This window comes from Acinetobacter sp. YH12076 (assembly GCF_013419525.1).
GTDB lineage: Bacteria > Pseudomonadota > Gammaproteobacteria > Pseudomonadales > Moraxellaceae > Acinetobacter > Acinetobacter amyesii.
This window is the reverse complement of record NZ_VOZY01000011.1, coordinates 78,265-90,295: the sequence shown is the minus strand read 5'-3', so window position 1 is coordinate 90,295 and position 12,031 is coordinate 78,265. Positions and strand designations below refer to the sequence as shown.

Genomic DNA, 12,031 nt, shown 5'->3' with positions numbered 1-12,031 from the left:
ATCAAAAGTTAAATATGTTTAGTCCAATCTGCGACGCAGGACTGAATGAGTAGTGACGTTTCATCAAAAAAAGCTTGATCATGCTGATAGGGGTCAGGTACGTTTTTACTTTGCCAATGACCCAGACGGAAAGTTTTTCCTTTAGCGAATGGCCAAGTCTGTTCAACATGCTTTAATTGATTGGAACTCATGACCAAAATTAAATCTGACTTTTTAATCAGTTCAGCATTTAATTTTTGGGCAATATGTCCGCTCATATCTATCCCAATGAGTTGCATACAGTGTTGCGCTTTTGCATCAGCAGCATGCCCAATCATACCTGAGATTCCAGCAGAATAAATATTCAGATCGGGATGATTCTTTTTCAGAAGATATTCTGCCATAGGACTTCGGCAAATATTACCTACACACACCACCAGAATATTTTTAAATAACATTATTGACCCATTCTATCAAAGTTATAAATTATATTTGAGAATGGAATCACCTGATTGATTACACGTTGCCAACGTGCCAACCCAGATGCATCGATATAGACGATATCGTTACTACGCATTTTAAATTGATTGGCCAAGCCGAAGTCACCAATGCTGGTCAAATCTAAATGATAAATTTCAGTCATTGGGCTATTCATGTCACTGCGAACCACATAAATTTTGCCACGACTCGCTGAAAGTGAGTTAATCCCGAGACTTTCGCCAAGTACATCACTTAAACTCATACCTTGTTCACGCATTGGCAATGATTGGTTTTTACCAGATTCACCCATCACATAAATCTTTTGGTTTTCACGTGAATTGACATAAATCGTATCGTTGGCTTGGATGAGTAGATTGTGAAGAGAATACCCCGCTTTTTCCAATTCAATGCTATTTAAGACATAACTTTGCCCATTTCTAACCAAAGTTAATGAGGCATTGTCACCAAATTGACTATTTACACCACCGGCAAGGCCAAGCGCAGTGTAGATGCTTGTAGGCTGATCGGTAAGGTTAAACTGACCGCCTTTCATTACATTACCTTGTACTGAATAACGTTGGCCTTGGTAGGAAAGCACACGAACGATCACATCAGGTGTTTTTAAGTAACGTGCTAATTGGTTACGTAATTCTTGATTGACTTGATTGAGTGATTTACCCGCTGCTTTATATCGGCCAATAATAGGGAATTGGATATAGCCACTTTGATCAATTTGGTAGCCGTTTGATTTAATCGCTTCCTCATTGCTTATTGTATTTGTGGGTGGTGTAATTTCAGGGTACGCCCATAAATAAATAGATAAAATATCACCCGGATTTAAATGATAACTTTTTTGTTGTTGATTGAATAGATGGGCAAAATTTTGCTGATTTACTTGGGCAGGTTGAACAGCTAATAAATTTTCTTGAGTTAGTTTAATAACATTGACTGTCGAGCCTAAATCAGTCTGAAATGTGCCTTCTTTAGGAAGGTCATAGGTTTGTAAGCCTGAAGTAATGGCACAACCCGTCATACTTAGACTCAAAGCTAACATACAGCTATAACGATAGTAACTCACTCGAATACAAATCCTATTTATAAAATATTTGAATCATTGAAATACGGGTTTAAGTACCCAAATTACTCATTTTAGAATGTTAAGTTTATACTATTCACCTTGTAGAATATAGCTTTACATTTGTTTTAAATCGTAAGTTTAATCAAGACTTGCATGGATGAATATCTTTTTAAAGATCTTATTGTTATTTGAATTTTTTTAAATATACAAAGTTGGTTTTATAGGGTGAATTGTTTAATCCTATAAATATTTTTGATTAAAATTACAGTCCTCATAGAACATCATTACACAATCGAAATTTGATTTTCTGATATAATTTAACGCTATTTACAACATAACGATGATTGATGATTCATCGATGACATGGGCTTCAGTATGTTACAACTCTCCGAATTAAAAATTGCCATAATCGGATTAGGTTATGTCGGTTTACCGCTAGCTGTTGAGTTTGGAAAAAAAGTTCCCGTTGTGGGTTTTGATATTCATCAAAAGCGTATTGATGAACTACAGAGCGGACAAGATCATACTTTAGAAGTTTCATCAGAAGAATTAAAGCAAGCAACGCATTTAAGCTACACCACGAACTTAGAGCAGTTAGCAGACTGTAATTTCTTTATTGTGACAGTGCCAACCCCGATCGATGAATTTAAGCAACCCGACCTGACTCCTTTGGTTAAAGCATCCGAAAGTATCGCTAAAGTATTGAAAAAAGGCGATGTGGTTGTCTATGAATCAACGGTTTATCCTGGTGCAACTGAAGAAGTATGTATTCCAGTTTTAGAAAAAAATTCAGGATTAAAATTCAATCAGGATTTTTATGCAGGTTATAGTCCTGAGCGTATAAATCCGGGTGATAAACTGCACCGCGTTACCAATATTTTAAAAATCACTTCGGGTTCAACACCTGAAGTCGCTGATTATGTGGATCAAGTCTATAACTTGATTATTGAAGCAGGCACGCATAAAGCATCAAGTATTAAAGTTGCAGAAGCGGCTAAAGTGATTGAAAACACACAGCGCGATGTGAATATTGCCTTAATTAATGAATTAGCATTGATTTTTAATAAAATGGGCATCGATACAGAAGCCGTATTGCAAGCTGCGGGCACGAAATGGAATTTCTTGCCGTTCCGTCCAGGGCTAGTGGGTGGTCACTGTATTGGTGTTGATCCGTATTATCTAACCCATAAAGCGCAAGCGATTGGCTACAACCCCGAAATTATTTTGGCAGGCCGTCGTCTAAATGATGGTATGGGTGCTTATGTCGTGACTCAACTGGTTAAAGCAATGTTGAAAAAACGCATTCAAGTTGAAGAGGCCAAAGTACTCATTTTAGGTTTAAGCTTTAAAGAAAACTGCCCAGATATTCGTAATACCCGAATTATTGATATCGTCAATGAACTTAAAGAATATCACACGAATATTGATGTCTATGACCCTTGGGTAGATGCAGCTGAAGCTGAGCATGAATATGGCATTAGCCCTGTGCAGTCTGTGAAAGAAGGCACATATGACGCGGTGATTTTGGCCGTTGCTCATGAGCAGTTTAAAGAAATGGGTGCTGAAAAAATTCGTGCATTGGGTAAAGAAGCACATATTTTGTATGATTTAAAATATGTGTTAAGCCAAGCTGAATCAGACATTCGTTTATAATTTTAAGGAAAAGAAAAGAATGAGCCAATATCAAGTTATATGTGAGCAGTTAAATCAAAAACCAAAAAATTGGTTAATCACTGGTGTTGCAGGCTTTATTGGCTCAAACCTTTTAGAAACCTTACTCAAGCTTAATCAAACTGTAGTGGGTTTAGATAACTTTGCTACAGGGCATCAGCATAATTTGGATGAAGTACAAAGCTTAGTGACTGCTGAGCAATGGGCGAATTTCCATTTTATTGAAGGCGATATTCGTCAGTTTGCAGACTGCCAAAAAGCATGTGCAGGTGTGGATTATGTCTTGCATGAAGCAGCGTTAGGTTCTGTACCGCGTTCAATTGCTGACCCCATCACCACCAATGAAACCAATATCAGTGGTTTCTTAAATATGCTCACTGCAGCACGTGATGCAGGTGTTGCAAGTTTTACTTATGCGGCAAGTAGTTCAACTTATGGTGACCATCCAGCATTGCCAAAAGTGGAAGATCAGATTGGTAATCCGCTTTCACCTTATGCAGTAACCAAGTATGTAAATGAACTCTATGCCGATGTATTTGCGCGTGCATACGGTTTTAAAGCAATTGGCCTACGTTACTTTAACGTGTTTGGTCAACGCCAAGATCCAAACGGTGCTTATGCAGCAGTCATTCCGAAATGGACAGCATCGATGATTGATGGTGAAGATGTCTTCATCAACGGTGATGGTGAAACCAGTCGTGATTTCTGTTTTATCGATAACACTGTTCAGGCCAATATTTTGGCGGCGACTGCATCAGATGAGGCAAAAAATCAGGTCTATAATGTGGCAGTGGGTGACCGTACTACGCTGAATGAGTTATATCGTGCCATTCAAGTCGCGCTTGCTGAAAATGAAGTTCAATTTGACCGTGATCCTGTCTATCGTGAGTTTCGTGCAGGTGATGTACGTCATTCACAAGCCAGCATTGCCAAAATTGAGCAAGGCTTGGGTTATGCGCCACAGTTTAAAATTGCTGAAGGCATTCAACTTGCAATGCGTTGGTACGTAAACAACTTAAAATGATATTGAACAGATGATTGCGAAAATTTTCGCAAAATATCAGTCCATTGGACTGATTACACTCAGTTTACTGGTCGGTGCGATAATTACATTTATCGCACTTCCTGTTTTAACACGCCTATATTCTGTTGCTGACTTTGGTGCTTACGGGATTGCATTGGCAATAGTCAGTGTTTTATCGACCGTTGCGAATCTGCGCCTTGATCAAGCTTTATTGGTCGCAGAAGAGCAAGACAAAAAGAGTCTGATTTTTGAAGGGGCGGTGTTCTCAATAGGCATTGCGATGATCAGTGGCATCATCATCAGTGTTATTTTAAATGTTGAAATGGCAGGGGCGGTCGCGACAGGTGTGCTTGCCAATACCCTGATTCAAAGTCTGTATAATTATCAATTTTCCGCACATAAAGAATATTTCTGTGCAGGTTTAAATATTTTCCGTAGTGCCATCGTGGTGGCGGTTCAACTGTCTTTACCGCTCGTGATGCAAATTAGTTTGGTGAACAGTTATAACGTCAGTTCGGTCATTATGATTGTGGCAGTGCTGATTTATTTACTGAAACATCAGCTCTATCAAGTGAGTTGGCAGGCATTTAAACATTATAAAGATTTCATTTATGCCAATACACCACATGCCTTGCTAAATAGTTTTTCGCATAACTTGCCTTACTACGTGGTGTCGCATTTTGTCGGCGTGCAGGCGATGGGTTTTTATGCCATTGTTGAACGGACTTTGCGTGTTCCGATTAATCTGATCTCACAAACTTTGCGTCAGTTCTTTATTCGCAAATTTAAAAACACAGATTCCAATCAAAATGCCTTAAAAGCCAGTGTATTGCTCAGTCTGGTTTCACTGCCTTTATTTGCCATTTTCTTTATTTTGCCTGAATCGCTATATCTATGGATTTTTGGCTCGGAATGGGTTGGCATCTCAACTTATTTCCAAATTTTAGCGTTGGGCTATTGGGCTGTTTTTTGTAATCCGCCAAGTTCGGCTTATTTAATTGCCAAGCGGAATAGCCAAGTCTTATTTAAACTGCAAATTGTTGAACTCCTGATTAAATTCGCTTTATTTGCAGGCTTATATGTTTTATGTGTCGATAAAATTTATATGCTCTTGGCGGTGCCTGTGGCATTAATTTTCTATAACTTTGCCATTTTATATGTGGTGTGGAGAAACAAAAACTGATGTTTTTTAAAATCTTAAAATACATAAATTGGTTTGCTTCACAGTGCCGTAAAGTGATGTACAACATGGCATTTGGCACACAATTCCGTTACTTCGGGAAAGCGTGTACTCTAGAGATTAATGGCCAAGTCAAGATCGGTAAGAATGTCTATATTGGCGACCATGTCAGTTTAATTGTCGAGCAAGGCGCGATTTTAGAAATTGCAGATCACAGTTTTATTGGTGAAAGCTGTTATATCAAATGCTTTGGTGGCAAGGTGTCGATTGGTCAAGACGTCAGTATTAACTCGAAGTCTTTTATCAATGGCTGTGGTGGTATCACCATTGGCGATAACACCCGTATTGGTACGCAAAGTATTTTGATTGCCAGCAACCATAAATTTGGTGAGCCTGATCTGTTGGTGAAAGATGCGATTACCAAACAAGGCGTCAGTTTAGGACAAAATATTTGGCTAGGTGCACGGGTTACGGTACTTGATGGTGTAACTATTGCCGATGATAGCGTGATTGGTGCTTGTAGTTTGGTATCTAAATCTTTGCCTGAATCAGGGGTATATGTCGGTATTCCGGCTAAAAAGATCAAAACTGTTTAAAATACTATTCATATCCTAAAACACGTTTTCAGCGTAAAATATTCAGCTTAATTTTTTTCCTTTCGATTTTCTGATCCTGACATAGGTCATACGTATGGCATTTATGGTTTCTGCTTTTCGACAGCTGTTTGATCTTGCTTATTTTATGGCGAAGGGCAGTGTGGCTTATGCACGTAAAAAAGGTGTGAAAGTCGGTGAAAACTGCCGAATCTATATTAAAAGTTGGGGCTCAGAACCGTTCTTGGTCAGCATTGGCGACCATGTGACGGTCACTTCAGGGGTGAAATTTATTACCCATGATGGCAGTACCTGTTTGGTCAAAGATGACCAAGGGAAACGCTATCAACGCTTTGCGCCAATTCAGGTGGGTTCACATGTATTTATTGGTGTGAATAGCATTATTATGCCGGGTGTGAGCATTGGCTCGAATGTGGTGATCGGCGCAGGTTCGGTGGTGACTAAAGACATTCCTGACCATAGCGTGGCGATTGGTGTGCCTGCTAAAGTGGTATCCAGTTTTGCTGATTATCAAGCCAAAATTCAAAGCACCTGTGCCAGTGATACTGACTTAGCGGGTATTGCGGATTATCGCGAACGTGTGGAACGTGCCATGGCAATTCAAGCCTCAAAAAATCATCGTTAATATTCTCGCATTTTATAAAATTTAGGTCTGATTATGTTGAATAAAGTCATGTTCTTTTTGCCAAGCTTGGGCGGTGGCGGTGCAGAACGTACGGTCATTCAACTGGCGAACAGCTTTGCTGAACAAGGGCTAAAGATTCATTTAGGTGTATGTGACCTTAATGGTGACAAAGCCAAGCTGCTACCCGAAGTCAGTTCTAAAATTGAATTGGTCAATTTTAATTGTGGTCGGGTGATGAATAGCATCACGCCTTTAAAAATAAAAATGAAAGCTGAGCAATACGACTGCTTGGTTGCAACGCAAACCCATACCAATATTGTGGCAGGCATTGCGAAAAAACTTGCAGGTGTTGCAACGCGATTGATCTTCCGTGAGGTATCCACGCCGTCCAAAAACTTAAAGTTGCAAGGTCTTGCCAAATTTGTACTGAAAACTTTGGTGAATTGGACTTATCCCATGGCACAGCAAGTAGTCTGTGTGTCCAAAGGAGTTGAAGCCGACTTCCGTGAATATTATGGTTATAAAAATAATAATCTGAGCACGATTTATAACCCTGTATTGGACGATGCCTATTTTGAAAAACTCAAAGCACCAGTCACACACAAATTTTTGAACAGTGACAATAAAGTGATTTTGGCAGTGGGGCGTCTCACTGAAGCAAAGAACTTTGGTTTTCTGATTCGCTCTTTTAAAGCCTTGCATGATCAGCATCCTGAAACCCGATTATTGATTTTAGGTGAGGGTGAACTGCGTGCAGAGTTCGAAGTTCTAGTGGGTGACTTGGGTCTAAAAGACGTGGTGGATTTGCCAGGCTTTGATGCCAATCCATACGCTTATTTTAAATATGCATCGCTTTTTGTTTTAAGCTCAAATTGGGAAGGTTTACCGGGCGTACTCATTCAAGCCTTAGCCTCTAAAGTCAAAGTGGTCAGTACTGATTGCCCAAGTGGTCCACGTGAAATTTTAGACCATACCAAGTTTGGTTTATTAGTCGAATGCAATGATCAGGCAGGTTTAACCCAAGCGATGCAACAAGCAATTTTTGCAGATTATGTGCAATATCAAAATGCTGATTTTGAAGCGCATATTCAGCAGTTTCATAAGCAAACCGTACTTAAGCAGTATTTGCGTATGCTGGAGTCAGCATCATGAATAAACCATTAATGGTGCATGTGATTACTAATTTTTCTGCAATGGGTGGCGGGGAGATGATGCTTGCTCGTTTTATTAAGGAAACGCAAGATAAATATGACCATGTATTAATTGTTTTAATGAGAATTTCTGATACTTATCAAGAAGCCCTGAATATTTGTAAGGCTAAATATGCCTTCCACTGGAATGGTATAAATAGCTTGTTGGTTCTTATAAAATTAAATAAGCTATTTAAAAAATTATCTCCAAATATAATTCAATGCTGGATGTACCATGCCAATGTTTTTACATCGTTGAGTACAATATGTTTGACTAGAAAACCTAAAATTTTTTGGGGTATTCATCACTCATTGTCTTCATTGAAAGAAGAATCTATTCCTACAAAAATTTCATTGTTTATTAGTCGTATACTAGTTAAAAGTGTGGCTGGTGTTATTTATTGCGCCCATTCATCAAAATTACAACATGAAAATTTTGGCTTAAATAATCCTAATACACATGTGATTGCCAATGGTGTATTTCTCGATAAGTTTCAGCCGAATTTACAGTTAAACGAACCAACCGTGATTGGTTTTGCAGGGCGTTATCACACCGCAAAAGGCTATCCTTATTTGTTTGAAACCATGGGCTTGCTGAAAGATAAAAACATCATCTTTAAGATTGCAGGTTCAGGTGCGAGCTTAGAAAACTCTGAAGTGAAAGCGTTGTTTGAGCAGTATCAGTTAGATGCTCAAAAAGTACATTTGCTTGATCAAATCTCGGACATGCCTGCTTTTTATCAATCCATTGATGCCTTTTTGATGACTTCAATTACCGAAGGTTTTCCAAATGTATTGGTCGAAGCCATGGCATCAGGTTTGCCGTGTATTAGCACAGATGTGGGTGATGCCAAATATATTGTGCAGGATTTAGGAAGTATCGTTCCAGCACGTAATGCGCAAGCTTTGGCAGATGCGATTTTAGCCTACGCACAAAAATCAGAAGCAGAAAAACAAAGCTTAAAACAGGCGACGCGTGAACGGGTAGAACAGAATTTCAGTATTGAAACTGTCAGCCGTCAATATATGCAGGTGTGGAGCCAACAGGCATGAAGTTTTTAATGATCAGCAGTTTTTTGCCATCTGTACTCAATTTTCGTGGCAAGTTATTAGAAGCGATTTCTGCCCATGGCTATGAAATTCACATTATGGCGCCTGAGTTTGCATCATTTCCTGAAGAACAGCAGAAACTGCAAGCCCTTGGCTATCATCTGCATGAAATTCCCATGCAGCGCACAGGCACCAATCCGCTGGCGGATTTAAAACTGTTAAAACATCTCTATCAGAAGATCCGTCAAATTCAGCCTGACTATGTGCTGTCCTATACCATTAAACCGGTTATTTACGGTACGCTTGCGGCTTGGCTTGCGAAAGTACCGCATCGTTTTGCTTTAATTACAGGTCTGGGCTATGCCTTTCAAAATGTCGAATCAGGTAAGCGCAGTGTGTTCCAAAAAATGGTGCATGGCTTATATGCACAAGCGCTCAAACGTAGCGATAAAGTCTTTTTTCAAAACCCAGACGATTTAAAGCTATTCCAAGACATGCATTTGCTTGATGCCAATAAACCAACTGTGGTGGTGAATGGTTCAGGGGTGAATGTGCAAGACTTTGATTTCATGCCTTTACCCAAAAATGAACAAGGGCAGGTCAAAGTCTCATTCTTACTCATTGCACGCCTTTTAGGTGATAAAGGCGTACGTGAATATGCTGAATCGGCGCGCATCATCAAAGCACAATATCCTGAATCGGAATTTCATTTGGTCGGTTGGATTGATGATAATCCATCAGCTATTTCTAGAGCCGAACTTGATACATGGATTGCCGATGATCGCCTCAAATATTGGGGCAAACTCAGTGACGTTCGTCCTGCAATTGCTGAAAGCTCGGTCTACGTGTTGCCCTCCTACCGTGAAGGCACGCCACGTACGGTATTAGAGGCGATGGCTATGGGACGAGCGATTATTACCACTGATGCACCAGGTTGTCGCGAAACGGTATCGCACGGTGTGAATGGTTATTTGGTTGGAGTCAAGTCTGTAGATGATTTGGTGCAATGCATGCAATATTTTATTGAAGATCCAAAACTGATTGAGTATATGGGACAGCGTTCGCGGGAAATTGCGCTGAATAAATATGATGTGCATCAAGTGAATAAGCACATGATGGCTGAAATGGATATTCATTAAAGGCGATTTACCCAATTTAAGAGGCGATCCAGATGACCTTAAAATATATAAAAAGTGATTTATACCGTTATACCGGTCATGTCAGTTTTAAAACATTTTTGAAAACTTATTTTTTCAATCGTGGTTTTAATTTTTCATTTTGGCTGCGTTTAGCCAGCATTCAAAGCGCGTGGGCAAAACTGGCTTATCCTATTTATTATTATAAAAAAAAGCAGTACGGCATTGATATTCATACCAGCACTAAAATTGGTTACGGCCTCTATATTGGTCATGGCGGGCCATTGGTCGTCAATCCGACAACCGTGATCGGCAATAATGTGAATTTATCGCAATTTACCACCATTGGTGCAAATGGCGGCCGTCAAGCTGCAGAAATTGGCGATAATGTTTATATTGGGCCAAATGTCTGCATTATTGAATATGTCAAAATTGGTAATAATGCCACTATAGGCGCGGGCAGCGTCGTGACCAAAGATATTCCTGAAAATGCAACTGCGGTAGGAAACTACGCGAAGGTGATCAGTATGAATAATCCGGGTCATGCAGTTAATCGTCGTTGGACAGATCTCTAAACGGTTATATGGTTTAGCAGCTTTTAGAATGGGGAATACTTGAATCCCTGTGATGTTGAATTTTTTACAAATCTGATGGCTTTGGACAGGGTATAATCATTGCTAGAAATAAATATTGACTCCACCATTTTTATCTAACCTCAAGAGTGAACCATGTTAAAGCGCTTATTGGATATTGTGATTGCATCATCTGCGCTATTGCTGCTGTCTCCTGTATATGCTTTTGTGGCATATAAGGTGCGAAAAAATTTGGGTTCACCTGTGTTGTTCCGTCAGGTGCGTCCGGGGCTCAATGGCAAACCTTTTGAAATGATCAAATTCCGCAGTATGAAAGATGCGGTTGATGCACAAGGTGATTCCTTGCCCGACAGTGAGCGTTTAACACCCTTTGGTCAAATGCTGCGTGCCAGCAGTTTGGATGAAATGCCTGAACTGTGGAATGTGATTAAAGGCGATATGAGTATTGTCGGACCACGACCACTGCTGATGGAATATTTACCCCTCTATAATGAGCAACAAGCCAAACGTCATAACGTGCGTCCGGGCATCACAGGGTATGCGCAAGTGAATGGTCGTAATGCCATTTCATGGGAAAAGAAATTTGAGCTAGACACATGGTATGTCGAAAACCGTTCATTATGGCTAGATTTTAAAATCATGCTGAAAACGGTACAAAAAGTATTGTCTAAAGATGATATTAGTGCCGAAGGTGAAGCGACCATGAGTAAATTTACCGGTACTTCGGAGCCTAAAGATGACTAAGCTCTATGCCATTTATGGCGCTTCAGGCTGCGGGCGGAGTTTAATGCCTGTTGCACGCCAGCAATTAGCACGTGAAAGCGATGCTTCAGAAATCGTATTTATTGATGATGCCTTGGAATCGTTTGCAGACGTAAATGGTTATCGTGCCATGAATTACCTCGCATTTTTAAATGAAACGTCTTCAGAAAAATACGTACAAATTGCTATTGCCAATAGTCATGTACGAGAAAAGATCGCTCAGCGTTTAAAGATGGATGGCATTCACCTTTGGTCGATCATCGCGGACCATGTGGTTTTAATGGATCAAATAGAACTCGCTGAAGGCTCTGCCTTAAGTCCATTTGTTACCATTGGCTCAAATGTCAAAATCGGCAAGTGTTTTCATACCAATTTATACAGTTATGTGGAGCATGATTGCGTGATTGGGGATTTCGTTACTTTCGCGCCAGGCGTAAAATGCAACGGCAATATTCATATACACGCGCATGCCTATATTGGCGCGGGTGCGATGATTAAGCAGGGCACACCTGATCAGCCTTTAGTAATTGGTGCAGGTGCTATTGTTGGTATGGGTGCTGTCGTGACTAAAAGTGTGCCTCCAGGCGCAACAGTGATAGGCAATCCTGCCCGTATTGTGATGAGAAAATAGATTTTTAAACTCGATTTT

The 12,031-nt window shown here is 40.0% G+C and carries 13 protein-coding genes; 11 read left to right on the top strand and 2 right to left on the bottom strand.

Translation table 11 applies throughout. From position 1 onward, the window contains the following. Window positions 1-8: 8 nt before the first annotated feature. Window positions 9-437 carry a low molecular weight protein-tyrosine-phosphatase gene (locus FTU22_RS12105; protein WP_180094661.1) on the bottom strand — a complete coding sequence of 143 codons (429 nt, stop codon included), beginning with the start codon at window positions 435-437 and terminating at the stop codon, window positions 9-11. Continuing rightward, window positions 437-1,513, bottom strand: coding sequence for a polysaccharide biosynthesis/export family protein (locus tag FTU22_RS12100; RefSeq protein WP_218955026.1), 1,077 nt, complete (start codon window positions 1,511-1,513; stop codon window positions 437-439). The genes FTU22_RS12105 and FTU22_RS12100 overlap by 1 nt, the downstream gene beginning before the upstream one ends. 399 nt (window positions 1,514-1,912) lie before the next feature. Here FTU22_RS12100 and tviB point away from each other — a divergent pair, with 399 nt between their 5' ends. The 11 genes from tviB to FTU22_RS12045 all read left to right on the top strand — a co-directional run bounded on the left by tviB (window position 1,913) and on the right by FTU22_RS12045 (window position 12,013). Beyond that, the gene (tviB, locus tag FTU22_RS12095; protein WP_180094659.1) at window positions 1,913-3,190 is read left to right on the top strand and encodes a Vi polysaccharide biosynthesis UDP-N-acetylglucosamine C-6 dehydrogenase TviB; all 1,278 of its coding nucleotides are present in this window, start codon (window positions 1,913-1,915) and stop codon (window positions 3,188-3,190) included. A 19-nt stretch (window positions 3,191-3,209) separates the two neighbouring features. Further along, window positions 3,210-4,232, top strand: a complete 1,023-nt coding sequence (locus FTU22_RS12090; protein ID WP_180094657.1) for an NAD-dependent epimerase/dehydratase family protein — start codon at window positions 3,210-3,212, stop codon at window positions 4,230-4,232. 10 nt (window positions 4,233-4,242) lie between these two features. After that, complete coding sequence (locus FTU22_RS12085; protein WP_180094655.1) at window positions 4,243-5,415, top strand: lipopolysaccharide biosynthesis protein; 1,173 nt, start codon at window positions 4,243-4,245, stop codon at window positions 5,413-5,415. Between the two features lie 65 nt (window positions 5,416-5,480). After that, the gene (locus FTU22_RS12080; RefSeq protein WP_257227433.1) at window positions 5,481-6,008 is read left to right on the top strand and encodes a DapH/DapD/GlmU-related protein; all 528 of its coding nucleotides are present in this window, start codon (window positions 5,481-5,483) and stop codon (window positions 6,006-6,008) included. 94 nt (window positions 6,009-6,102) lie between these two features. After that, window positions 6,103-6,651, top strand: a complete 549-nt coding sequence (locus FTU22_RS12075; protein WP_180094653.1) for a DapH/DapD/GlmU-related protein — start codon at window positions 6,103-6,105, stop codon at window positions 6,649-6,651. 33 nt (window positions 6,652-6,684) lie between these two features. Further along, window positions 6,685-7,803, top strand: coding sequence for a glycosyltransferase (locus FTU22_RS12070; RefSeq protein WP_180094651.1), 1,119 nt, complete (start codon window positions 6,685-6,687; stop codon window positions 7,801-7,803). Continuing rightward, the gene (locus FTU22_RS12065) at window positions 7,800-8,894 is read left to right on the top strand and encodes a glycosyltransferase (protein WP_180094649.1); all 1,095 of its coding nucleotides are present in this window, start codon (window positions 7,800-7,802) and stop codon (window positions 8,892-8,894) included. The genes FTU22_RS12070 and FTU22_RS12065 overlap by 4 nt, the downstream gene beginning before the upstream one ends. Further along, the gene (locus tag FTU22_RS12060; RefSeq protein WP_180094646.1) at window positions 8,891-10,030 is read left to right on the top strand and encodes a glycosyltransferase family 4 protein; all 1,140 of its coding nucleotides are present in this window, start codon (window positions 8,891-8,893) and stop codon (window positions 10,028-10,030) included. Before FTU22_RS12065 ends, FTU22_RS12060 begins: the two co-directional genes overlap by 4 nt. 32 nt (window positions 10,031-10,062) lie before the next feature. Beyond that, complete coding sequence (locus FTU22_RS12055; RefSeq protein ID WP_180094644.1) at window positions 10,063-10,602, top strand: serine O-acetyltransferase; 540 nt, start codon at window positions 10,063-10,065, stop codon at window positions 10,600-10,602. Window positions 10,603-10,755: 153 nt separating this feature from the next. Next, window positions 10,756-11,364 (top strand): sugar transferase, encoded by a 609-nt coding sequence (locus FTU22_RS12050; RefSeq protein WP_180094642.1) that lies wholly within the window; start codon window positions 10,756-10,758, stop codon window positions 11,362-11,364. Beyond that, the gene (locus tag FTU22_RS12045) at window positions 11,357-12,013 is read left to right on the top strand and encodes an acetyltransferase (RefSeq protein ID WP_180094640.1); all 657 of its coding nucleotides are present in this window, start codon (window positions 11,357-11,359) and stop codon (window positions 12,011-12,013) included. The genes FTU22_RS12050 and FTU22_RS12045 overlap by 8 nt, the downstream gene beginning before the upstream one ends. The last annotated feature ends 18 nt before the right edge of the window (window positions 12,014-12,031 follow it).